The 23,892-nt window shown below is 69.1% G+C and carries 14 protein-coding genes; 9 read left to right on the plus strand and 5 right to left on the minus strand.

Annotated features, from left to right (window positions below; translation table 11 throughout):
- Positions 1-393: 393 nt before the first annotated feature.
- Both AB0I69_RS22580 and AB0I69_RS22585 read right to left on the minus strand, forming a co-directional pair.
- The gene (locus tag AB0I69_RS22580; RefSeq protein WP_363097414.1) at positions 394-2,472 is read right to left on the minus strand and encodes a LamG domain-containing protein; all 2,079 of its coding nucleotides are present in this window, start codon (positions 2,470-2,472) and stop codon (positions 394-396) included.
- 451 nt (positions 2,473-2,923) lie between these two features.
- Positions 2,924-9,076 carry a LamG-like jellyroll fold domain-containing protein gene (locus AB0I69_RS22585; protein WP_363097415.1) on the minus strand — a complete coding sequence of 2,051 codons (6,153 nt, stop codon included), beginning with the start codon at positions 9,074-9,076 and terminating at the stop codon, positions 2,924-2,926.
- 467 nt (positions 9,077-9,543) lie between these two features.
- Here AB0I69_RS22585 and AB0I69_RS22590 point away from each other — a divergent pair, with 467 nt between their 5' ends.
- The 3 genes from AB0I69_RS22590 to AB0I69_RS22600 all read left to right on the plus strand — a co-directional run bounded on the left by AB0I69_RS22590 (position 9,544) and on the right by AB0I69_RS22600 (position 17,081).
- On the plus strand, positions 9,544-16,179 hold the full coding sequence (locus AB0I69_RS22590) for an RHS repeat-associated core domain-containing protein (protein WP_363097517.1): 6,636 nt from the start codon (positions 9,544-9,546) through the stop codon (positions 16,177-16,179).
- A gap of 23 nt (positions 16,180-16,202) precedes the next feature.
- Positions 16,203-16,541, plus strand: a complete 339-nt coding sequence (locus tag AB0I69_RS22595) for a hypothetical protein (protein ID WP_363097416.1) — start codon at positions 16,203-16,205, stop codon at positions 16,539-16,541.
- Between the two features lie 267 nt (positions 16,542-16,808).
- Positions 16,809-17,081, plus strand: coding sequence for a hypothetical protein (locus tag AB0I69_RS22600; RefSeq protein ID WP_363097417.1), 273 nt, complete (start codon positions 16,809-16,811; stop codon positions 17,079-17,081).
- 247 nt (positions 17,082-17,328) lie between these two features.
- Here AB0I69_RS22600 and AB0I69_RS22605 read toward each other — a convergent pair whose 3' ends face one another.
- On the minus strand, positions 17,329-17,952 hold the full coding sequence (locus tag AB0I69_RS22605) for an NAD(P)-binding domain-containing protein (protein ID WP_363097418.1): 624 nt from the start codon (positions 17,950-17,952) through the stop codon (positions 17,329-17,331).
- 33 nt (positions 17,953-17,985) lie between these two features.
- A complete protein-coding gene (locus tag AB0I69_RS22610) occupies positions 17,986-18,720 on the minus strand; it encodes an SDR family oxidoreductase (protein ID WP_363097419.1) in 735 nt (244 codons plus the stop codon).
- 143 nt (positions 18,721-18,863) lie between these two features.
- Here AB0I69_RS22610 and AB0I69_RS22615 point away from each other — a divergent pair, with 143 nt between their 5' ends.
- Positions 18,864-19,475 (plus strand): TetR family transcriptional regulator, encoded by a 612-nt coding sequence (locus tag AB0I69_RS22615; RefSeq protein WP_363097420.1) that lies wholly within the window; start codon positions 18,864-18,866, stop codon positions 19,473-19,475.
- Between the two features lie 228 nt (positions 19,476-19,703).
- Here the strand turns inward: AB0I69_RS22615 and AB0I69_RS22620 are convergent, their stop codons facing one another.
- Positions 19,704-20,615 (minus strand): LysR substrate-binding domain-containing protein, encoded by a 912-nt coding sequence (locus AB0I69_RS22620; protein WP_363097518.1) that lies wholly within the window; start codon positions 20,613-20,615, stop codon positions 19,704-19,706.
- Between the two features lie 196 nt (positions 20,616-20,811).
- Between AB0I69_RS22620 and AB0I69_RS22625 the strand changes: the two genes are divergently transcribed.
- From AB0I69_RS22625 to AB0I69_RS22645, 5 genes are all read left to right on the plus strand, one after another.
- Complete coding sequence (locus AB0I69_RS22625) at positions 20,812-21,444, plus strand: NAD(P)-binding domain-containing protein (RefSeq protein WP_363097421.1); 633 nt, start codon at positions 20,812-20,814, stop codon at positions 21,442-21,444.
- Between the two features lie 92 nt (positions 21,445-21,536).
- Positions 21,537-22,472 (plus strand): SDR family oxidoreductase, encoded by a 936-nt coding sequence (locus AB0I69_RS22630; protein WP_363097422.1) that lies wholly within the window; start codon positions 21,537-21,539, stop codon positions 22,470-22,472.
- A 77-nt stretch (positions 22,473-22,549) separates the two neighbouring features.
- Positions 22,550-23,209: an NAD(P)-binding domain-containing protein gene (locus tag AB0I69_RS22635; RefSeq protein ID WP_363097519.1), complete on the plus strand. Its 660-nt coding sequence runs from the start codon at positions 22,550-22,552 to the stop codon at positions 23,207-23,209.
- A gap of 156 nt (positions 23,210-23,365) precedes the next feature.
- Positions 23,366-23,551, plus strand: a complete 186-nt coding sequence (locus AB0I69_RS22640) for a type II toxin-antitoxin system VapB family antitoxin (protein ID WP_363097520.1) — start codon at positions 23,366-23,368, stop codon at positions 23,549-23,551.
- Positions 23,548-23,886 (plus strand): PIN domain-containing protein, encoded by a 339-nt coding sequence (locus tag AB0I69_RS22645; RefSeq protein WP_363097423.1) that lies wholly within the window; start codon positions 23,548-23,550, stop codon positions 23,884-23,886. The genes AB0I69_RS22640 and AB0I69_RS22645 overlap by 4 nt, the downstream gene beginning before the upstream one ends.
- The last annotated feature ends 6 nt before the right edge of the window (positions 23,887-23,892 follow it).

Below are 23,892 nucleotides of genomic sequence, written 5' to 3' on the forward strand. Positions count from 1 at the left end.
GGGCTGGAGGTCGTCCCGGCGACGTGGAGGGGCTGCGTCACCTGGTGCGTGGCTACGAGACGCTGCCGGCCAACAGCCAGGCCGGAACCGGCAGCAACGGCCGCACCACCCGCCGCTCCGCCTCCTTCATGTCGGAGCTCTCGGGATGCGGTCCGGCCCGTCCGCCGCGTTGCCGGACCTGCGCGCGAGGCAGTCACACGACAGGGACGCCGAGTTGGACTCCTCACGCGCGGACGCGAAAAACTGCGGCAACAGGGCCTCCTGGTGATCGGTTTGGTTCGCAACCCCGAACTGCCAAGAGGCCCTGCTGTCATGCGTCGGCTTTCACGCGATCACCCGATCAGGAACCCTGTTCGAACAGGTCGGCCCCGTGATCGACAAGCGGATGACGTCTCAGCACAGACAAGGATCCGTACCGTGCCCCAGGCCGATGATGTCGCCGTCCCTCAGCGCGCCGGAGTAGGCCTGTACCTCGTCCACGGCGCCATGCAGGTACTCGCCCCAGCCGTCGTCGGACCTGGCCCGGCCGATCTGGAGGGCACTGGTGCTGTGCCAGCCGTTGGGGAGGCTCGCGGTCGCCTCGGCGTTGGTGTAGCCGTCGACGTAGAGCTTGATCGTGTCGGTGGCGTCGTCGTAGACCACGGCGAGGCGGTGGCCTTGGCCCTCGCCTCCGTCCGCGCCCACGATCTGGGACACCACCTTCTCGGGGGCTCCGGCCTCGTCCTTCTCCGGCATCACCAGTTGCCAGGCGTGCGTGGACGGCTCGTAGCGCACCTCGAAGGCGTCGGTGTGCTCGCCTGCCTGCGAGAGCACGGTCATCGGGTGGGCGGGCTCGGAGTCCGCGAGGCGTACGACGACGCCGAGAGTGAAGCTGTCCCCGGTGTCCACGACGGGCCCGTCGGCAGCGGCGTACCCGCTCTCGCCGTCCAGCAGCAGATGCCCGTCACCGACGAGTGGCGGCGGCACATAGGTGCAGTCCGGGTCGATGTCCGGGATACAGGAACTGTCGGAGCCCCGGTAGATCGAAGCCCCCGCGCCGAGCCGCAGCGGCGCGCCGCCCGACTGCTCGGGGCTCACACCGTCCGTCGCGTTCTCCAGCGACCAGTGGCCGAGCAACTTCGGCTTGCGGTACGCCAGTTCGGCTGCCTCGTCCGGCACCACGACCCGGTCGTGAACCTGTACGTCACCGATGTCCCCGTGCCACTGGTCCCCATAGCCGGCAGCCCCGAGAGCGCGCCCGATCTGGAAAGCGCCGGCCGCCTCGGCGGGAGTCGCGTCGGCCGCGGTCCCGGCCTCGTGGCCGTTGACGTACAGTCGCGCCTTTCCGGTCTCGGCGTCGTACAGCCCCAGCAGATGGGCCCACTCGCCGGTCTCGGGGGCGCCGCCGGACACCTGTGCGCCGCCGATCGCGAACGACCAGGCGGGCCCGGAGTCCTGGTGGCGCAGCCCGAGGTCGAAGCCGGGTGCCCCGTCGGCATCCTGGCTGACGACGGTCATGTTCCGGTCGGTTTCGGCGGGCCGTACCCACGCGCTCACCGCGAAGGTCTTACGGATGTCGGTCGCCGGGGCGTCCGGGGTGAGAAAGGCGTGGTCGCTGCCGTCGAGGCCGACCGTGGCGGTGGCCGTGGTGCCGGTGGGCGCCGGGCCGCCGAAGGTCACGCCGGTCCCGGCACGGGCGGCGGTGCCGGTCTCGGCGGCGGCCGACTGGGAGTCCGCCGGGTCGTCCAGCTTCCAGCGGGCGACGGGAGCGCGGCCGGCCTTCACGTTGAAGTCGTAATGCGACTCCCCGCTGCTTCGGCCCGACCGGTCGATCGCGCGGACCGTCAGCGACTTGGGTCCCTCGGAGAGCGGCAGGTACGGAATGGTCACGGCCGCGCCCGGCCGTTCCGCGGAGACGGTGCCGTAAGGGCCGCCCGTGAAGCCGTACGTGTACGACACCACGTCGTCGGAAGGCGAGTCCATGGTGAAGTGGCCGTAGACGCCCACTCCGTCCACCCAGAACACGTCCTCCGGGTTGGGGTATTCGGGAGAGGTGATCGTCGCCTTCTCCGGGCTCACGTCGTCGTACACGAAGGAGCAGACCGAGCCGTCGCCCTCGTCGCTCCACGTGGAGGTCGCCTTGCCGTCGTTCGCGCGGACATGCCAGGAGACGACGGTGTTCGCCGGGATGTCGTTCGGCATCGTCCAGTACTGGCGCGACCCCGAGGAGAGAGTGACGGTGGTGTAGGTACGCTGCTGCTTCACTCCGGCCGCGTCCGTCCACCAGGCTTCGAACTCGCCACTGAGCCGGCTGTCTTCGGAGGGCTGGTTGTCCTCCTCCGGGTCGTACAGCACTGCACTGAGCCTGGGCGGCGTCGAAACGTAGGGCGTGTCGTCACCGGTCGCGCATGCCTTGCCTCCCGACTGGAGGTCTTGGACAAGCGGCTGATTCGGCGGCAGGTTGTCCACCGCGTACGCCGTCCCGGTAGCCATGGCCAACAGTGCCGCCGCACAGCTCCCCACCACCGTGCGTCTGCGTCTGCCTGTCCTTGTGAACCTGGTCAAGTGGCCCTCCCCTGTGAGTACTTGATGCTCGTGGATCACACGAGCGCCTGAAGCTAACAGAGACCACTGACAGCGCGGAAAGGGTTTCCTGGCCGACCTGTTCCAGAACTTCGGTGTCGTCGAAGCGGAACAACCAACAACGCCGGGGAGGCTCGGCAGGGGCAGGGAAGTGCGGTTGCTGTTCGTGTTCGACCATCATCTCGGAGAGCAGGTAAGGATGCCGAGGCCCTCGGCCTGAGCGGGGACGGACTGTCGTCGAACCGTCCGTGACCCCACACGGAAGAAGGCCCCCGCCTTGCGGCGGGGACCTTCGACCTCTGGGAACACCGGGCTTACCGGGCCGTGACGAACCGGCAGGGGCCTGTGGCGGTGGTGCGGGTCAGTGCAGGGCGCCGATCTCGGTTGCCGACAGCGTCCGCGGGTAGACGTGGACGTCGGTGACGGAGCCGGGGAAGGCCAGGTACGGGGTGGTGGCCGAGGCGCTGTTGACGCAGCCGCCGATGGTCAGGGGCATGGAGGAGTCGTACTGGGGGCTGAGGTTGGTGGCCGTCCCCACCAGGGTGCCGTTCTGGTAGAGGGCCATGTTGCCGGTGGTGGATTCCCCCGGGACCGGTGCCCGGAAGGTGGCGACCAGGTGGGTCCAGGTGCCGACCGGGCCGGAGTTGGTGTCCCCTTCCGCGGTGGGGAAGTCGGAGTTGTCGTCGTTGGTGGTCGTGGTCTGGAACATCCAGGCGGCGCTGGGTTTGTCGTAGGAGAGGTAGAAGGACTGGTGCTGGGTGGTGCCCTGGCAGACGGCGGCGGTCCCGAGGGCCGAGTTGATCTTCACCCAGGCGGAGACGGAGTAGTCGCCGAGGGTGTTGACCGCGCTCTGCTTGCTCTTGAGGAAGCCGGTGCTGCCGTCGAAGGCGACGCTGCCGGACAGTCCGCTCGGCGCGTCGCTGCCGTAGGTGGCGCTGCCGGTGGCGGTGACCGGGTTGAGGGAGGCGGTGTCGGTGCCGTTCGATCCGAGCTTCCACTCGTCCTCGGGCATGCCGTTGTCCCAGCCGGCCGGCACGATCACGCTGGCCGCGCCGGCCTGGCTCGCCGCCATCGCGTACGGATAGACCTGCACGTCCGAGACGGAGCCCGGGAACGCGTTGTACGGCGAGGTCGCGGCGGCGTCGTTGATGCAGCCGCCGACGGTCAGGGGCATCGACGAGTCGTACTGCGGGGTGAGGTTGGTGGCGGTCCCCATCAGGGTGCCGTTCTGGTAGATGGACATCACGCCGCTGCTGGCGTCGCCGTCCACGGGCGCGGTGTAGGTGACCAGGAGGTGGGTCCAGGTGCCCACGGCGCCGGTGTTGGTGTCCCCTTCCGCGGTGGGGAAGTCGGCGCTGTCGTCGTTGGTGGTCGTCGTCTGGAACATCCAGCCCTTGTTGCCCCGGTCGTAGCCGAGGTAGAACGCCTGGTGCTGGCTGGTTCCCTCGCAGATGGCGGTGGCCGGGTTGTCCGTGGAGTCGAGCTTCACCCAGGCGGAGACGGTGTAGTCGGCGAGGGTGTTGACCGCGGTGTGGTCGCTCTCCAGGAAGCCGGTGCTGCCGTCGAAGGAGGTGGCGGTGGCCGGGGCGTTGACCGCGTCCGGTCCGGTCGAGCCGAAGGTCGCCCCGCCGACCGCGGTGAGCGGGTTGTCCCCGCGTGCGTCGGTGCCGTCGGCGGCCGTCTCCCACTCGTTGGCGGGGGTGTCGCCGCCGGTGGCCTCCGGGACGATCAGGTTCGGCGCGATGCCGACGACCTGGGTGTTGGTGTCGTTGAGGTAGCGGGCGGCGAGGTCGGCGTAGTACGTGTTCGACGGGTTGCCGCTGAAGAGGTCCGCCGCCTTCACGGTCGACGAGGTGGCCGTGCCGTCCGTGGAGACCGCCGCCGCGAAGTCGATGACCTGGGTGGGGAAGTTGTCGAGCAGGTACTGGTTCACCAACTCACGCGCGGACTCCTGGGTCGCCGTGCCCGGATGGGCGGCGGTGAACGGTGTGATGGTGGTGAGGTAGACGGTGATGTTGGAGTTCTGAGTGACCGGCTGCCCGTTGATGTAGGTCTGTCCGTCATCGGTGTAGTACGAGTTCAACTCGGTGTTGATCGCGGTGAGTCCCTGCTCGACACCGGTGGCGCAGGTGTCGGCGGCACCGGTGCAGTTGAGCAGGTCGGTGGCACCGGTGGAGACGAGCACGGTACGCACGTTGCCCTGCGCCAGTACGTTGCGGTCCACCGGGTTGAGCGTGTTGGTCGGGCTGTCGCTGTACGTGCCCTGTGGCAGCAGGTTGTTGCTCAGGCTGTAGCTGTTGGTGCCGGCGTTGAGCACGCCGTAGTCGACCGAGGAGTCCCCGTTGGGGTCGCCCACGACGGCGCCGGTGATGGCGTCGCTCAGGTGGTGCTGACCGTCGCCGCTCGCGCTGTCGCCGTTGACGCTCTGGTCGCCGTAGAGGACCAGAGAGCCGGTGGGCGCGGAGACGGGCGTGGTGACGTCGATGCCGACCAGGTACGGCAGACCGGTGTACGTGGTCTGCGTGAACTTGCCGGCCGCGGTGTCCCCGGTGCGGTTGGCCGCGTCGCTGACCCAGACCGGGGTCTGGGCCGCGGCGTGGCCCGGCAACGCGGACACCGAGCCGTGCACCTGGAGGCTGACCAGGACCGTCGCCTGCTGATCGGCGTGCAGGGTCACCGGGTCGCTGGTGACGTCGCCGCCTGCCGGGATCGTGACCGTGGCGGCGCCGCCGAAGGCCAGCGGTACCGGTGCCGAGGCCGCGGTGGCGCCGCCCGCCGTGCCGTCCTGCAGGGCGACGGAGGCCGCGTCGAAGGTCACCGGGCTGCTGCCCATGGCGTTGGACAGGTGGACGCGGACGCCGTTGCCGTCATCGGTGCCGATGCTGATGTGGGCCGGGATGCGGAGCGTCTGGCCGTTGACGGTGGCGGTGCTGCCGCTGGAGAGCTGCACCTTGGCGGTGTCCTGGACCGAGGACCAGGTGCCGACCCAGTGCTGGGCGCTCGATCCACTGCCGGTGACGGTCAGCGGTCGCACGCCCATGCCCAGGATGTGCAGGGCAGGCTGACCGGCCTGGACGCCGTTGGTGAACAGCGGCAGGGAGATGCTGCTGATGACCGAACCCGGGCAGGTCAGCGGGACGCTGACGGCGTAGATCTTCGGGCCGGGGCTGGGGCTGGTCTGGGTGTTGTTGCTGTGGTTCTGGTGGACGAGGGTCAGCGTGGCCGCGGAGGCGGGGCCGCTCAGCCAGTCGGGCACCGTGTCCAGGGTGTACGACTGGTCGGCGGAGGCGCCGTTCGGGTCCAGGCAGTTGTTCTTGGCGTAGGTGATGGTGCCGGTGGCGCCTTTGGCCGCACCGCCGGTGGCGAAGGCCAGGAAGACCACGGCGTCACCGGTGTTCACCGGGCCGCTGCCCGGCACGGTGACGGTCTGCCCGGAGGCCAGCATGTTGTCGTAGGTGCCGGTGCCGAACTTCGGCAGCGCGATGGTCGTACCGTCGACGGTCACCGACTTGCCGCTCTGCCAGCCCGAAGTGCCGGTCAGGTCGGCGGAGTTGATGCTGTTGCCGGAGCCGTCGGCGTCGGCCGTGCTGGTCGTGGTGGTGAAGGTGCTGGTCGCGGTGTTGTTCAGGCAGCTGCCCGTGCCGTTGATCGCGCAGGTCAGCGCGGGCGCGAGGCGCAGCACGTCGAGGCCGGCCTGGTAGCCGCTGGAGCTGGGGTTCTTGCCGGTCAGGGTGAGGGTCAGGGTGTGCACGCCCTGTTTGAGGGTGAGCAGTTGACCGTTCGAGTCCTTGGGGATGCCGAGGTTGACGAACCGGGTGGTCGTGTACGAGTTGTAGGCGTCCAGGCCGCTGAGCAGGGTGGCCTGGGTGGGCTTGCCCGCGTCCAGGACCAGGTTGTGGATGCCGTAGTCCTTGGCCTTGGTCAGGTTGGCTCCGAAGCTCCAGGGGCCGTCCTTGGGGATGTCGAAGCTGAAGGTGGCGCTGTCACCGCTGACCACCTTCGAGGTGGTGCTCTTGTTGGCCAGCATGGCCTGGTAGCCGTCGGCGAACTCGTAGCCGCTGTAGGCGGGTTGGCTGATCAGCTGGCCGCCCTTGGACGTGGTGGTCGCCTTGGGCACGACAGTGGTCGTGCCGTCGGTGTTGGTCGCCGTCCAGCCGGCGATCATCTTGTCGCCGTAGGCGTACGTCGGGGTGCTGGTACCGGCGTAGAAGGCGTAGCCCGTCTGGGAGATGGACGTCGAGCCCGCCTGGTCGACGGCCTTGGCGTACAGCGTGTGCGGTCCCGCCTTGGCCGGGGGGAAAGCCGGGGAGGCGCTGCCGTTGAGGACCACGGTGCCGGTGCCGGGGCCGTTGTCCGAGGTGGCGTAGTAGACGTGGCCCGGCACGATCGTCGTGCTGGTGGTCCAGTGGGTGACGCTGGTGCTGTAGACGGTGTTGCCGAGCGTGGCGTCCAGGGCGAACAGGTAGCCGGTGATGTTGTTGGTGTGGTTGTTGCTGAGTGTGAAGGTGCCCTTGTCGCCGAAGGCGGCGCCGATCTGCTTGGCCGGGAACTGACTTGAGGTCACCGTGGGCGCGGGAGGCGCGCTGGTGTCCACTGTGAACGTCTGCGTCTTGGTCCAGACGCCCGAGCCGGGGCCCACCCAGTAGCCGGCCGCGTTCTGTGCGGTGGCCTTCCAGGTGTAGGTGCCGTCCGGCAGGCTCGACGTGGTCCAGTCGCTGCCGTTGGTGTTGTACCGGGCGCGCTTCTTCGAGTCCGTGCTGGGCCCGAAGCCCTGGTGGACCAGGGTGCCGGAGGAGTTGTAGACGTTGTACTCGATGCGCACCAGTTCGCTGCCGCCCGCCAGGTCGGGGTCGATCGCGCGCGCGGACAGCGTCGGCGTGTGGGTGGTGGTCATCGTCTTGCCCAGGCTCACGATGGACGGCTTGATGGCCGGGGTGCCGGTGCCGTTCTTGAGCTTGGGGCGGTAGCTGTAGGTCACCGACATGGTGGCGCCGCCGCCGTAGGCGAGTTGCTTCCACTGGGTGGCGTCATCCATGTTGGGCGACTGGACCATCAGCGTCATGCTCTTCCAGCCGCCGGCCGCCGCGCTCTGTGCCCGGGAGGTCACGTCGAACTCCAGCGACGGCGGGCTGACATAGGAGTTGGCGCCGTCGGTGACCGGGCAGGTACCGGCCTCGTGGCTCTTGGGGTTGGTGCCCAGCGAGCCGGTGCGCCCGCCGGGCTCATGGCCCCAGTACAGCGACGACGAACTCCACCCGGCGGGGCGGTCGGTGCCGTAGACGGCGGCCGGGGTGTCCGAGCAGGAGGCGGCGGAGAGCTCCTTCACGTACAGCGAGGCATGCGTGACCACCGCGCCTTTGATGCCGCCCGTGTTCATCTGGTAGTAGGTGCGGGCCCGTTCACCGTTGCCGGGGGAGGAGTTGTCCCACCCCTCACGGGCGTTGGTCGCCCCGGAGGTGGAGGTCGAGTTGTAGACGTTCCACCCGTTGTCGGAGATCCGCGCCCAGTCCAGCTGGGAGGGTCTGCCGCTCCACTCGGGGTCGACGTAGACCGGGTAGGCGGTGCTCTTGGCGGTGAGCAACTTCTGGTCCAGGCCCAGCAGTTGCCTGCCGTTTCGCAGACTCACCCGCACCTGGGCGCGGTGTTCGCCGACCTTGGCGGCCGCCTTCTGCTCGGCGCGGGCCAAGGAGGCCGTCGCTGTGTGGGCCGAGGACACGCCGGAGGACTTCGCGCCGGCGCTGTCCCACATCAGCGCGGTGTCACTGTGGAACACCGTCTCACCGGTGCGCTTGTCGGTGGCGCTGGCGCCGCCGTCGCGCGTGGGAGTCACCTCGACATGGGACGAGGTGGTGTTCAGCGCGAGGCTCCGCAGGCGTGGATCGGCCGCCGCCTTGCGGGACTTGACCACGAGGATCGAGGAGTAGCCGGAGGCGTCCGCGGTCAACTGCAGGTCCACCTGCGGCAGTACGTCGGGGTAGGTGGCGGTGTCCCCGGAGATCACCGGCTCGGGCAGCTTGCCCGGCCAGGAGAAGCCCAGCGCGGCACTGCCGCTGCGCATCGTGACCAGCGCACCCGAACCGCCGTCGGAGAACGCCACGTCGGTGACCGCGGCCCTGGGCGCCCAGGTTCCGTTCGCCCGCCGCACCAGCTTCGTGTCGACCGGCACCCACTTCCCGTGCCGCAGCGCGCGCTGCGGCATGGAGGAGTCGGTGCGGGTGAAGGTGCCGTCCGGGTTGGCCACCACCAGCGTTCCGGTGTCGGTGAGTTGGTCGATCGTCACCGGCTTGCCGGTGGCTTTCGCCCGTACGGACGCGGCCTCCGTGGCGTTGAGACGCCGGGCGGCGGAGGGAGAGCCGCCGCTCTTCGATGTGGCCCCGTGCGAGGTGTCGGGCGTGGCGTGCGAGGGTGCCGCCGCGGCCAGCGAGGCCGCGGTCAGGGCCGTGACGACGGCGGTGGCGATGGGTCTTGACAGTCGGCGTCTGGGCATGCCGAAGGGACTGGGATGGACGGACATGAAGGTTGGGGTCCTCCGCTTTCAGGCGGTTCCCCCCGTGGGCCCCGCGCCGGAGTGCATTCTGTGGGGCCGATGTGAGCCGGGTCCATCATCGATTGACCGCTTGGTGTCCGTTTGAAGTCCGTTTTTGACGCATGGCGGTCAAATTGGGTTCCGAGCTAGGGGATTTCTTTGCGTTCCGTGTGTATGCGCTTTGCAAGCCGTGTTGATCTCAGGCCCTAGCGTGAAGCTTCCGTGAGGGGCTTGATCAACTGCCCCTCACTTTTGGCGTGCGCTCGACTGCCTTGGACCGAAGGCCACGTGAGCGCTCACAGCAACACCCGGGGGGCGGTTTTCGTGTGCCCTGGGCCGGGAACGGGGGAGGGCTCACGATGACGCGAACAGCCGGGCTGGGGAGACGGATGAGACGGAGTGCCGGATGGCTCCGTGGCCTCAGTCTCCCGACAACAGGTGTCCTCCTGGTGAGCATGCTCATCCCCGCCGCGGACGCGATGGCTTCGCCGGATTCGCACCGGCATGTCCCCGCCCCCGCAGTGGCCAAGGACAAGCGGATTCCCTTCACCCACGCGAAGCCGAAGGCGGCTGCGGCGTCGAAGAGGTTCACCCGGTTCGATCCCGCGCATCACGCCTCGTTGCCGGGTGCGGGGAGCTCGACGGTGTCGCTGACCGTTCCGCCGACCGGCGGGCGTTCCGCGCACGCGGCGGCGGGCTCGGCGTCCCCGCGGCGGACGGTGTCGCGAGTGCGGGCGGGGTCGTCGCCGGTGCTGCTGTCGGCGGTGCGTTCGGGTACCACGGCGGGCCGGGTCCAGGTGAAGACGGTTGACCAGAAGACCGCACAGGCCGCCGGTGTGCACGGCGTGCTGTTCACCCTGCGGGGCGTGGGCGGCTCCGGCAGCGTCGGGGTCGACGTGGACGACTCGGCCTTCCGCAACGCGTTCGGCGGCGACTACGCCTCACGACTGCACCTGGTGCGGCTGCCGGCCTGCGTACTGACGACCCCCCGACTGCCACGATGCCAGTCACAGACCCCGCTGCGCACCAAGGCCGGCGCACCGTTGTCGGCCCAGGTCTCGCTGCCGGCGACGACAACGTCCAAGCCGCTTTCCGCGCACACCGCCGCGGCCTCCGACGGCACGGTGGCACTGGCCGCGACCTCGGGCACGAGCGGCTCGTCCGGCGACTACACGGCGACCAGCCTGTCGGCCGGCGGCACATGGTCCACCTCGGGCAACACCGGGGCCTTCACCTACAACTACCCGATCTCCGTGCCCGGAGCCATCGGCGGTTCGGCACCCACGCTGACCCTGAACTACAACTCGGCGACCCAGGACTCGCGTACCGAAGGCACCAACAACCAGTCCTCGTGGCTGGGTGACGGCTGGTCGAGCTCGGACAACTACATCGAGCGGACCTACAAGTCCTGCAAGGACGACTCGTCGTCGGACGCGCCCAAGAACGACGGCGACGAGTGCTGGGCCGGCCAGGTCCTGACCCTGTCGCTGGACGGGAAGTCCACCCCGATCGTCTACGACGACAGCACCAAGACGTTCCGCGCCGCGCAGGACGACTCCACCACGAAGATCGAGGACCTGACCGGCGCGACCAACGGCACCGACAACGGCGAGTACTTCAAGGTCACCGAGAACGGCATCCAGTACTACTTCGGCTGGAACCGCCTGCCGGGCTGGAGTTCGGGCAAGGAGGAGACCAAGTCGGCCTGGACGATGCCCGTCTACAAGGCCCACAGCGGAGTCTCGGACTGCCCCGCGGGTACGGACTTCGCGTCCAGCTCCTGCACCCTGGGCTACCGGTTCAACCTGGACTACGTCGTGGACCGCCACAGCAACGCGATGGCGTACTACTACGCGCCGGAGACGGGTTACTACGGCCCGAACATGAAGAACACCGCGGTGGCCTACACCCGCGGCGGGACGCTGAAGCGCATCGACTACGGCATGACCTCGTCCACGGTCTACTCGGGTACCGCGCCGGAGCAGATCCTGTTCGACGCGACGGCGGAGCGCTGCATCTCGGGCACTCCCGCGGGCAACACCTGCTCGGACTCCCAGTTCACCAAGTCCAATCCGGAGTACTGGCCGGATGTGCCGATCGACCTGAACTGCGCCAAGGACGCCACGGACTGCACCAACCACGGTCCCAGCTTCTGGTCGCGCAAGCGGCTGACCTCGATCACCACGCAGGTGCAGGTCGGCGGGGCGACCAAGCAGGTGGACCGCTACGACTTCACCCAGTCCTTCCCCGACGGCGGGGACCACGCCCCGACCCTGTGGCTGGACGGCATCAAGCACACCGGCCTGGACCTGCTCGGCGGGGCCACCGCCAGTGCCTCCACCCCGTCGGTCAGCTTCGATCCGCCGCTGCAGCTGGCGAACCGGGTCGGGACGATCCCGCAGATGCCGTTGATGTACCACGACCGGATCCAGTCGGTCACCACGGAGACCGGTGCGCAGACCACGGTGGTCTATGACACCCCGGACTGCTCCAGCGCCCCGGCAAGTGATCCGTCCGACCCCGCGGACGCGGCGGCGAAGGGGTTCGCCTCCACGAACAAGCTGCGGTGCTTCCCGGTGTACTGGACGCCGGACGGACAGCCCGCGCCGATGCTGGACTGGTTCTCCCTGCACCCGGTCAGATCGGTGTCCACCGTCGACCCGCACAACAGCTACCAGGACGGCACCGAGCCGGAGTTGCTGACGGAGTACTCCTACAAGGGGAACCCGGGCTGGCACTACGACGACAACGAGACGGTCAAGAGCAAGAACCGCACCTGGGGCCAGTTCCGCGGATTCCCGGAAGTGGACGTCACCACCGGTGACCCGAACGTCTTCCACTACACCGACGGGACCAAGGTCTACGACCAGAAGACCCTCACCAAGACCTACTACTTCCTGGGCATGAACGGCGACACCATGCCGTCGGGGACCCGCAGCGTGCCCGCGCTCACCAGCCAGGACGGCAGTGTCAGTGTCGCCGACGACAACCCGCTGGCCGGGCAGGTCTTCGAGACCGACACCTCCACCGGTGTGAACGGCGGCATCGACAAAGCCGTCGTCAACGTCCCCAAAATCATCGGCCCCACCGCCACGCGGAACCGGACCGGAGTCACGGACCTGACGGCGAACATGGTCCGCCCCGCCAGGACGCTGACCCGGCAGGCCGTCTCCTACGGCTGGCGGAAGACCGAGACCGACACCTTCTACGACACGGCCCTGGGCCGGACCACCACCGGCATGGCCGTCCAGAGCGACGACCGCGGTGAGGCGAGTGCCACCGGCAACACCACCAAGTGCACCTTCACCCGCTACCTCGACGGCACCTCCGCGACCGTGGTCGTCACCGCCGAGAAGATCGTCACCGACCAGGACTGCGACAGCTCCGGGGCCACCCCCTCCGGAAACCTGGTCTCCGACACCCGCACGTCGTACGACGGGCACGCCTTCGCCCACAACGGCGACGGTCAGTCCAACCCGGCCCTGCCGAGTGCGGGCGACGCCACCCTCGTACAGCAGGCGACGACGTCCAACGGGGCGAACGCCACCAAGTTCGTCGACCAGACCCAGAGCACGTACGACTCCTACGGCCGAGTGGTACTGGCCACCCGGACGCCCAAGTCCACCGCCCCGGACGGCAGCAGCCTGGCCCAGACGGTGGCGACCTCGTACACACCGGCCGGCGGCGCGCTCCCGACCAGTACCACCACCGCAACGCAGGCCACCCCGGGCGCGGCCTGCACGCCGGCCACCACCTCGTCCAAGGACTGCCAGGTGGCGACCTCCGCGCTGGACGCCGCCCGTGGAGTGCCCCTCGCCAAGACCGATGTCGCCGGTCTGGTCACCTCGCTGTCCTACGACGCGCTCGGCCGGCTGACCGGCGTCTGGCTGCCCAACGAGAACAAGGGGGCCGGCGCCCCCGCCAGCATGACCTACAGCTACGCGCTGTCCGCCACCGCTCCTTCGGTGGTGTCCACGAACACCTTGCTGGACAACGGCAGTTACAGCGTCAACGAGACGCTGTACGACGCCATGCTGCGCACCCTGCAGACCCAGGTGACGGCGGAGAACGGCAGCACCACGGTCTCGGACACCCAGTACGACTCGCACGGCTGGACCGTGGTCACCAACAACAGCTACGCGATCTCCGGGAACCCGGGCTCCAGCCTGGTGTCGGTCTCCCAGGTGACCATCCCCGCCACCACCGTCACCGACCACGACGCGATGGGACGTACCACCCGGAGCACGGACGAGCACGACGGGGCTCGGACCTGGAGCACCCGCACCGCCTACACGGGGGACAGGACCACCGTCATCCCGCCCACCGGCGCCGTCGCCACCACCACGGTGACCGATGCCCGCGGTCAGAACACCGAGCTCGACCAGTACACCGCGGCACCGAACGTGACCGGCAACGCGACCGACGGCTTCACCGCCACCGGCGGGACGTCCCACGCCACTCGCTACGGCTACGACGCGGCCGGCCGGCAGAACAAGGTGACCGGCCCCGACAACGCCGTGTGGTCCTTCGGCTACGACCTGCTGGGCCGCAAGACCTCCCAGGCGGACCCGGACGCCGGCACCAGCCACTACGGCTTCGACGACGCCGGGAACCTCGTCTCCACCACCGACTCACGCACCAACGAGCTGGACTTCACCTTCGACCTGCTCGGCCGCAAGCTGACCGAGACGGACAAGGCGAAGAACTTCAAGGTCGCCTCCTGGCTGTACGACACCCTGCGGATCGGCCGGCAGACCTCGTCCACCAGCTACGCGCAGGGCGTCACGGGCGGATACACGGTCGCGACGACCGGCTACACCACACTCGGCAAATCGACCGGCACGAAGATCACGCTGCCGGCGAGCGAGGCCCCACTGCCGACCAGCTACCTGACCACCTACGCCTACAGCGCCAAAGCGCAGTTGCTGGCCTCGCAGGTCGACCCGCGCACCCAGGGCCTGATCGGCGAGACCATCACCTACGGGCACGACGCGCTCGGCAACCCGACCACGACCGCGAGCAGCGCCCAGACCTACGTCGGCGGCACCGTCTACACCAACTACGGTGAGCCCTCGCAGCTCACTCTGGGGGCGTCCACCAACCCCGCCTGGATCACCTACTCCTACGACGACCAGACCCGCAGACCCACCGAGCGGCTCATCTCGCGTACGCAGGCGCCGGGGCCGCAGGTGGACGACACCAAGTACACCTACGACGCCGCCGGCAACCCGCTGTCCGCCGCCGACCAACAGTCCGAGACCGGCAACACGGCCACGGACACCCAGTGCTACCAGTACGACGCACTGGCCCGGCTGTCCCAGGCCTGGACCACGCAGGCCGCCTGCCCGGCACAGGGCACCGACCCCACCGCCGCGACCGTCGGCGGCACGGCCGGGTCGTACTGGCAGTCCTACAGCTACGACGCCATCGGTGACCGCACCCAGGTGGTCGACCACTCCACCACTGGCGGGGCGGACGTCACCACCGGCTACGCCGACGGCTGCACCACCGGTTGCAATGCCACCGGAGCCCAGCCGCACACCCTCACCAGGACCACCGGCGGAAGCAACCCGGCCGACTTCGTCTACGACGCCGCGGGCAACCTGCTCACTCGCACTCCCACCGGCGCCGGCGCGGGCCAGAACCTGACCTGGGACGACGAAGGCCATCTGGCCCAGGTCGACACCACCGGAAGCAGCCCCACCACCACCAAATACGTCTACGACGCCGACGGCAATCAGCTGATACGCCGCGACCCCGGGAAGACCACGCTGTTCGCGGGCGACACCGAGATCGTCGTCAACACCGGCGTCACTCCGAACGTCCTGCTCGGCGCCGTACGCACCTACTCGCACGGTGGCGCCGGCAGCGCGGTGGCGGTCCGCTCCAGCCTGCCCGGCGGAGGCACCGACTACCTCTTCGACGACGAGCACGGCACCGGCACGACGGCCATGGACACCACCACCCAGAAGGTGTCCCGTCAGCAGTACACGCCGTACGGGCAACAGCGGGCCAACGCCAACGACACGGCGTGGCCCGACCCCACCCACTCGTACCTCGGCAAGTCCCAGGAAGCCGCCACCGGTTACACCGACGTCGGCGTCCGCAAGTACGACCCGGCGCTGGGAGGTTTCATCAGCGTCGACCCCAAGTTCGAGGCCACCAACCCGCAGGAGCTCGGCGGCTACGCCTACGCCGGTGACAATCCCGTCACCAACGCCGATCCCAGTGGCCAGATGTACCCGGCGGACATGGGCCCCGGGCCGTCCTACCGCCCGCCGACGGACGCGACGGACTGGCTCTTCCGCGGCTCCACCGTCGGCTTCGGCGGCTCGGACAACATCCAGTCCAGCGGATGGACGCCGACCTCGTCGGACCCGGGTGTCTCCACCCACTTCGCCACCCAGGCCGCGAACGACTGGCACGCGCAGGGCGTGGTTCACATCCTGAACCGGCAGGACCTCACCGACCTGGAGGTGATGGACGACTACTACCTCTCGCTCCCGCACGAGAGCGAGGTGCCGGTCGAGGCGTCCGCCAGCACGCTCGCCGGCCGGGCCCGGGTGACGATCCCTGTCGAGCAGGCGCGGAGCATCCTCACCAAGATGGGGATCGACGTCGATCCGTCCACCCGGCTCGACGACCTGAACAGCAACCTCAAGTCGACCCCCAAGCTGACCCCCGCTCAGATCGAGGAGTTCGCCAAGACCGCAGGGGCCACGGGCGGTTCGGGCAGCGGCGCCGCCTCGACCGCGAGCAAGCTGGCGGACTCGGCGGGCGGCGACGCGGGCTTCATCACGGTCGGCGGCGCCCTGAAGGGCAGCCTGTTCGTCGGCGCGGTGGCGCTCTCCGCCTACGACGTCGCCAAGGCACCGCCGGCCCAGAGGCTCCACACTGCCACCCGGGACGCCGCGGGCCTCGCGGGCGGCCTCGCGGGCGCTGCCTACGGCGCGGAGGTGGGTGCGTCGATCGGCTCGGCCTTTCCCGGTGTGGGTACCGTCGTGGGCGGCGTCGTCGGGGGTGTCGTCGGAGGCATCATCGGCAGCGGTGCGGCGTCCGACGTGGCCGACAAGGTCATGAATTGGTTCTGACCACGGATGGAGGCATCCGCAGCATGAGTAGCACCGAACCCGTGGGACTCCTTGAGGTGGTACTTGAGTACGAGCGCCCCTCGGCACACCGGGTGGTCTGTCACGCCCGTTGCATCAGCCTGGAGCGGGGGGTCTTCGTCGGTGAGTCGGTGCTCCCGGTCGACAGCCCCCCGGGTGACCGGACTTCCCCGGCCCGAGTGGTCCGGATGCACCGACCGCCGTACGGAGAGTTCACCGAGCTGCCCTCCGGCTGGAGCGCGCTCGTCGAACTCGATGGCACAGACCTGTCCTGGGTGCAGCCCGGAACGAAGTGCCGGGTGGTTCCCGCGGCAACCGGCACGGAGCTGGGACAGACCGGCTGAGCACCGCCGCCTCGGCGGCAGCCGACCAGAATCTGTGCCGGCGTGATGAGCCCGAGGCTGAGGATCTCCCTTCCTGGATCCTCAGCCTCGGCCCGGACGGAGCCTCTGCGCACAGTCCGCCGGAAGGGAAATCCGCTGCGCGAGAGTTCGATCCCGTCCTTGAGCTGCCGTGATCGTTCCCTCTACCTTCGGCCCGATGCCAACCCGGCCTCATTGAGGCCGGGTTGAGGCCACATAATCCGTCGGCCTCCACAGGCGTGGCCGGACGTGCGTGACCCTGGCAGTGTCGAGGAGATCCGTGAGGCGTTCGGGTCTCGCTGCTGGGTGGTGCCCCAGCGATGGAACGGCCTACGGCACTCCTTTCGTCACGGTGGTGAGGGCGGGTTCGATGCCCGGCGGTGCGCGGTCGAGACGCTGTCGGAGAAGGCGGCGAACGCCGTGATCGTGCTGGAAATCCTGACCAGGATGATCCTGTCGGCCCTCGCTCAGAAGATCGCCGAGGGCGGACAGGGCCGTCTGGCGGAACGGCAGGCGGTCTGATGCCCGGGCGAGGAGAACGCAGGTCCCGGTAGGCGGCGAAGTCGCGTGAGCGGGGCAGGCAGGTGTCCCGGATCGGGACGCGTGAGCTGATCTACATCAATCCCGAGGGCACGGCCATGCGGCGCGTGATCCGCCCGGAGAACTACCGGTGCTCGCGGTTGGTCGTCCAGCCGGCGCACACCACTGCCCCGCCGACTCGCCACGGCCTCACTTGGCGAATCCTTTCGGCGACCCGTCAACCGTTGGCTCAGACGGGAAGTTCGGTGATGCCGAGGGCGAAGTCCAAGTTCCCCACGCCGTGGTTGGCGAGGCCCACCGTGACCACGCCCGCTCCTTCCAGCCAGTGCGCCATCTTCAGGCCGCCGACGTCCAGCGGGCGCAGCCCGAGGCTCTCGACGAACGCCTCCACACTTGCCTTGGCCTGCGCACTGTCGCCGGCGATGAAGACGTCGGGCCGCCCCTTCTCCAGGACCTGACGGAAGACGGTGTTGAACGCCTTCACCACGCTGGCGCTTGCCGGGGCGGCCTTGGCGACCTCCTGCGCGATCGAGGTCTCCTCGCGGTGGGCCAGCCCGTCGAACGTGGAGTTGAAGGGATTGCTGATGTCGACGATGACCTTGCCCGCGAGAGCGTCTCCGTACTGGGCGACGGCCGGCACGACACCGTCGTACAACAGGGCCACGATGACGATGTCCCCGGCCGGGGCGGTGCCCCATTCTCCCGTCGTGGTGCCGCCGCCGAGAGCCTTGGCCAGGTCGGTGGCCTTGGACTGATCGCGGCCCATGACCTCGACGGTGTTGCCGCCCGCTGTCGCCCGCGCGCCGATGGTGCGGGCCATGTTCCCGGTGCCGATGATGCTGATGTTGCTCATGAGATGTCCTGCCCTGGTTGTGGGTTGGTCGGTTCAGATGGCGGTGGTGCCGCCGTCGGCGACGAGTTCCATGCCGTTGACGTAGCTGGAGTCGTCGGAGGCGAGGAAGAGGGCGGCGGTGGCGATCTCGTCGGGGCTGCCCATCCGGCCGCGGGGGATGAGGGACTCGAACTGGCGCTTGGTGGCCTCGTCGAAGAGTTCTGCCTGCTTGGCGGTGGCGACCTGACCGGGGGTCAGGACGTTGACGCGGATACGGCGGTCCTTGAGCTCGATGAGCCAGATTCGGGCCCAGGCCTGCTGGACGGCCTTGCTGCCGGCGTAGACGCTCCAGCCGGGGAAGGCGCCGAGGGAGGCGTTGGAGCCGGTCATGAGGATGGAGCCGCCGTCGTTGAAGAGCGGGAGGGCCTTCTGGACGGTGAACAGGGTGCCGCGGGCGTTGAGCCCGAACCAGGTGTCGAACTGGGCCTCGGTGATCTCGCCGAGCGGGGCGGGCGCGCCCCCTCCGGCGCTGGCCCACAGGACGTCGAGGCTTCCCTTCTCCCGCTTGACGGTGTCGTACAGGCGGTCCAGGTCGTCCAGGTCGGCGGCGTCGCCCTGGACGCCGGTGACGTTGCGGCCGATCTGCTTCACGGCCTCGTCCAGGGCGTCTTGGCGGCGGCCGGTGATGAAGACGTGCGCTCCCTCGTCGACGAACAGCTTCGCGCCTGCCAGCGCCATGCCGGTGGTGGCGCCGGTGATGACCGCTACCTTGCCGTCGAGCTTTCCCATAGTCGTTCCCTTGGGTCGGTGGTGCCGTGTCTACCTGGGGTGACGGCATTAAGTACACCGCCCTGTGTGCTTACGCTACGGGGCGGGTAGCTGGGACGCAACTATGTACACCGGTCGTTACCCGACGGGGGTACGATGGGGCCATGACGGAGTTGGAGAAGGGCCCCACGGGCCGCCGCCGCGGCCGGGGCGCCCGCGAGCGCATCCTCAGTGCGTCCCAGCAACTGTTCCGCGAGCAGGGCATCAACCGCACCGGCATGGATCAGCTGTGCGCGGCGGCCGAGGTGTCCAAGCGCACGGCCTACCAGCACTTCGGCGGCAAGGACGAACTCGTCGCCGAGTACCTGCGCCGGTTCGACCCCTCTGTGCTGTCCGGCGTGTTCGACCGCACCGACCTCACGCCCCGCGAACGGCTCCTCGCCGCCTTCGACATCCCCGCCACCACCCCCCTGTGCCCCTACATCGCCGCCGCCGTCGAACTCCACGACCCCGAGCACCCCGCGTCCCAGTACGCACGCGACTACAAGAAAGCCGTCGCCGCGCGGCTCGCCGACACCGCCCGCGAAGCCGGCGCCGCCGACCCCGAACAGCTCGGCGAGCAGCTCGCGTTGCTCATCGACGGCGCCGCCGCCCGCACCCGGGTCCTCAACGCCGACGCCTTCCCCACCGCCGCCGCCATCGCCGCCGTCCTCATCGACAACGCCATCCCCGCCACAGCCGGCGATGACCGACGACGGGACGAAGTGTCGAGTTGACGTGGCGCATCGCGGCCGGGCTGGACGCGTTACCGGTCACGCGGCTGCACCGGCCGGCACGCGATCCAGCCGCCCGGCACCTGGCAGGCGGCCAACTCGTCCGGCTGGAACCCGCCGTCGGGTTCTGGATCCCAGGGACCGACTCCCGACGCTACGAACGGCGGACCGTCGGTGGACGGCTCCGCTCCGACGACAGGGCGATCAGGTGAACGGGGTCGGCCGAACTGCTCAAGCGTGCCTCGCGGCGGCATCGCCTCCGAGCTGCCACATCTCGTAGTTCCCGCACTCTGCCGTGATCTCGGCCGCCGACCGAGCCGCAGTGACGAAGTCGTCCACTACCGGCGAGGTGTGCGATGCCGCCACCGCGAGGCACACCTGGTCGGGCGCCAGTTCCGGGATGGGCACGTAGACGACGTCCGGATGCGAGTAGAACACGGACGCCGAACGGGCCAGGAAGGAGATGCCCCGTCCGGCCGCGACATGCTCAAGCGTCTCGTCCACCCCGCGCACCGGGTACCCGGCATTGGGGTGCGGGCGCCTGGTGGGCTGCGTGCTCGGGTCACCGTGCCAGACCAGCGGTTCGCCGGCCAGTTCGGCCTCGGTGACCTCCTCCTTGCCGGCCAACCGGTGTCCGGCGGGCAGGACCGCCACCCGCGGCTCGGCGTACAGCGGGGTGACGCGCAGGCCGGCCTCCTCGATGGGCAGCCGCACATAGCCGACGTCGATGCGGCCGTCGAGCAGCATCGCAGCCTGGTCGTCCCCTTCGATCCGCTGCACGTCCACGACCACGTCCGGGTGTCGGTCCTCGAATGCCCGCGCCGCCGGGGTGACCGGGATGCCGGCCCGGAAACCGACCATCAGCCGCCGCTTGCCGCCGGCGACCGCGGACACCCGGCGGCGGACCGCGTGGGTCGTGGCGAGCAGCGGACCTGCGTCGGCCAGCAGTTGCCGGCCCGCGTCTGTCAGCTCTACGCCGTGGCGATCCCTGGTGAACAGCGAGGCGCCGAGATCCTGCTCAAGCGCGCGGATCTGCCGGCTGAGTACCGGCTGCGCGATATGGAGCTCATCGGCGGCTCGGCCGAAATGCAGTCGGTCGGCCACGGCGACGAAGTAACGCAGTTTGCGCAGATCCAGATCCAGATCCATTGCATCTCCCGGCCTGGTGATGCCTTCAGGGTATCACCACAGCTTCAAGAGGTCTTGGACACCGACTCGGACCCGATGGCAGCCTGAAAGCAGGCGCTTAAGGGCGCCAGAATTCGACCCAAGAATTCGACCGAATAATTCGGCACTGGAAGTTGACGGCAGGGCCAAAGCCCGGAAAGCAGGAACACCGATGAGCGGCATCAGCATTGTCGGACCGGGAAACATGGCCCGTGCTTTGGCCGGCCGGGCGCTCGCCGGTGGCAACGCCGTCGAGATCATCGGCCGCGACCCGGCAAAGGCCAAGGAATTGGCCGCCACGCTCGACGGCGCCACAGTCGGGACGGCCGGGGCCGCCCCGACCGGGGACATCGTGATCCTCGCCGCGCCGTACGCCGGCGCGGCGGCGGTGGTGAGGGAGTACGGGGACGCACTGCGCGGCAAGATCATCGTTGACGTCACCAACCCCGTAACCCCCGACCTGCAGGGCTTCGTCGTCCCCGACGGCAGTTCCGGCGCACAGGAGATCGCCAAGGCGGCTCCCGGCGACGCGCATGTCGTCAAGGCGTTCAACACTGTGTTCTCCCACGTTCTGGCGGCCGGCCCGTCCGAGGGCCGCCCTCTGGACGTGTTCATCGCCGGCGACGACGCGCAGGCGAAGGCACGCGTCTCGGCGTTCGTCGAGAGCCTGGGGCTGCGCCCCTGGGACACCGGGGAGCTGTCCATGGCGCGGGCGCTGGAGAACGTCGGCCTGCTGGAGTTGGGCCTCATGAACCACTCCGTCAAGCACGCCAATTTCTCCCTCGGCATCACCCTTCTCGGCTGAGCGCACCCCTATCACCACCTTTTCGTGCCGCATTACGCCATTTCACTTACGGCACGAAAAACCCCTGCACCTATCCTTATAAGGACAGTCAAATGCGCGTTTTCGTCGCTGGTGGGACCGGCCATTCCGGTTCGTACATCATCCCCGAGCTCATCGCCGCCGGACACGAGGTCACCGGCCTGGCCCGGTCGGACGCTTCCGCGGCGGCCCTGTCCGCGCTCGGCGCGAAGGTGCGTCGCGGCGACCTCCAGGATCTCGACGGGCTCAAGGAGGCAGCCGCGGACTCCGACGGCGTCATCCACGTCGCGCACAGGCAGGATCTGCTGCCCTCCGGCGGGCTCGACGCCGTGGCCGCCGCGGAGCTCCCGATCATGCTCGCGTACGGCGAGGCGCTCGCGGGAACCGGAAAGCCGCTGGTCACGGCGGGAAGCATCGGCTCGCCCGGGAACCTGGGCCGGCCGGCCACCGAGGAGGACCCGGCCCTCCCCGCCGGCGAGGAGCACAAGGGCACCCTGCGGGTCCGCAACATCGTGGAAAGGGCCGTTGTCGACCTCGCCGAGCAGGGGGTGCGGTCTTCGGTGGTGCGGATCGCCACCATCGCGCACGGCACGACCGATCGGGTCGGCTTCCTCCCCACGCTGATCGCGCTCGCGAAGGAGAAGGGGTTCGTCGGCTACCACGGCGACGGCGCGAACCTGTGGAACGCCGTGCACATCCGCGATGCCGCCACCCTGTTCCGCCTGGCGCTGGAGAAGGGGCCGGCCGGCACGTACTGGCACGCGGTCGAGGACGGGGGCATACCGTTCCGCGACATCGCCGAGGCCATCGCCGGCCGCCTGGGCCTGCCCGCCGTGAGCGTTCCCCACGATGCCCTGATGACGCCGGGGTACTTCGGGTTCCTCACGAATATCGTCACGCAGAGCTACCCGGCGTCCAACCTCATCACCCGCCGGACCCTCGGCTGGGAACCCGCCGGGCCCGGCCTGTTCGCCGATATGGACAACGGCCATTACTTCCCCGCCGGCTGACGGCAGGAACCCGGATCGCAACGAGCCCGGCAACCGGCAAGTTCGGCTCTTCTTAAGGACGTTGAGATATGACGACTGTGGGATTCATCGGAAGCGGAAGCATCGGCAGGACCATCGCGCGACTCGCTGTCGGGGCCGGGCACCAGGTGGTGCTCAGCAACTCGCGCGGTCCCGAAACGCTTGTGGACACGGTCGCGGAACTGGGGCCGCGGGCGTCCGCGGCGACGAGCGAAGAGGCCGCGGCGGCCGGTGGCATTGTCGTGGTCACGGTGCCGGTCAGCGCCTTCCCCCACATGCCCGCCGCGCCACTGGCCGGGAAGACGGTCATCGACACCTGCAACTACGGCCCCGAGCGTGACGGGCACATCCCTGAGCTCGACGACAAGTCCCTCACGTCGAGCGAGCTGCTTCTGCGGTACGTCCCGGACGCCCTGCTCGTAAAGGCGTTCAACAACATCTTCTTCAAGCACCTGCTGTCACTCGCACGCCCGGCAGGGGCGGCCGACCGCTCCTACCTGCCGATCGCCGGTGACTCCGCACCGGCGAAGGCGGCGGTGACCGAATTCATCGACTCCATCGGCTACGGCGTGGTGGACGCGGGAACGCTGGCCGACGGCTGGCGGCAGGCGACGGGCACGCCGGTGTGGGGAACACCGTACGGGCCGTACTCGAACGAGAAGGGCCGGCCGGTCGGCGAGGACGCCATCCGCGCGGCACTGGCCAACGCAATGCGGTAACCGCCAATTATCCCCTGCGTCTCGTCGCCCGGAGTCAGGTTCGACGTCGCCGGGTCAGGTCACGGACTGCTCCCTGGGCGGCCAACTGCCCGCGCAGATTCGACGTTGCTGGGGAGTGAGGCCCGTGGCGCGGTGCTCTTCGATGAGTCCGAGGCCATGCGGCTCATGGGTGTCACGACGAAGAAGGAGACCGTCAACACGGCCCTTCGGGACTACGTGGCGCGGATCAAGAGGCTTCAGGCTGCGGAGAAGCTGGCCGCGCGAGGTGCGCGTGGCGAATTCGAGCAGGCCGCAGCGGCGCATGACGCTGAGAAGCGTGCGCGACGCGAGGCCCTCGGGTGATCACGTATCTGGTGGACACCTCGGCGCTGTGGCACCTGTTCCGCACCCCGGGTGCACTGCGTCCCTGGGAAGGACACATCGCCGCCGGAGTGTTCCACCTCTGCGAGCCGACACGTGCAGAGTTTCTGTACTCGGCAACCAGCCCGTCCCATCGGGACGAGCTGGCGGAGGAACTGGACGCACTCTGCCTGCTCGCACCCGTTCCGAAGAACGCCTGGCGCCATCGATCTGCCGACGTCGCGACAATGGCCGGAGTCCTCAAGGGAGTTCAGCAGCGAGACGTACGAGTAGGGCGCAACCTTCCGGTGTTCTGGCGTGTCCATGTAGCGTGCTGACGATAC

This window comes from Streptomyces sp. NPDC050508 (genome assembly GCF_040655155.1).
Lineage (GTDB): Bacteria > Actinomycetota > Actinomycetes > Streptomycetales > Streptomycetaceae > Streptomyces.

Excerpts from the sequence above, each read along its gene's own strand:
- AB0I69_RS22605 (WP_363097418.1), bottom strand. The coding sequence starts at position 17,952 with ATGAGCAACATCAGCATCATCGGCACCGGGAACATGGCCCGCACCATC.
- AB0I69_RS22625 (WP_363097421.1), top strand. The coding sequence starts at position 20,812 with ATGAGCGGCATCAGCATTGTCGGACCGGGAAACATGGCCCGTGCTTTG.
- AB0I69_RS22580 (WP_363097414.1), bottom strand. The coding sequence starts at position 2,472 with ATGGCTACCGGGACGGCGTACGCGGTGGACAACCTGCCGCCGAATCAG.
- AB0I69_RS22595 (WP_363097416.1), top strand. The coding sequence starts at position 16,203 with ATGAGTAGCACCGAACCCGTGGGACTCCTTGAGGTGGTACTTGAGTAC.
- AB0I69_RS22615 (WP_363097420.1), top strand. The coding sequence starts at position 18,864 with ATGACGGAGTTGGAGAAGGGCCCCACGGGCCGCCGCCGCGGCCGGGGC.
- AB0I69_RS22610 (WP_363097419.1), bottom strand. The coding sequence starts at position 18,720 with ATGGGAAAGCTCGACGGCAAGGTAGCGGTCATCACCGGCGCCACCACC.
- AB0I69_RS22585 (WP_363097415.1), bottom strand. The coding sequence starts at position 9,076 with ATGTCCGTCCATCCCAGTCCCTTCGGCATGCCCAGACGCCGACTGTCA.
- AB0I69_RS22640 (WP_363097520.1), top strand. The coding sequence starts at position 23,366 with ATGCGGCTCATGGGTGTCACGACGAAGAAGGAGACCGTCAACACGGCC.
- AB0I69_RS22590 (WP_363097517.1), top strand. The coding sequence starts at position 9,544 with ATGCTCATCCCCGCCGCGGACGCGATGGCTTCGCCGGATTCGCACCGG.
- AB0I69_RS22630 (WP_363097422.1), top strand. The coding sequence starts at position 21,537 with ATGCGCGTTTTCGTCGCTGGTGGGACCGGCCATTCCGGTTCGTACATC.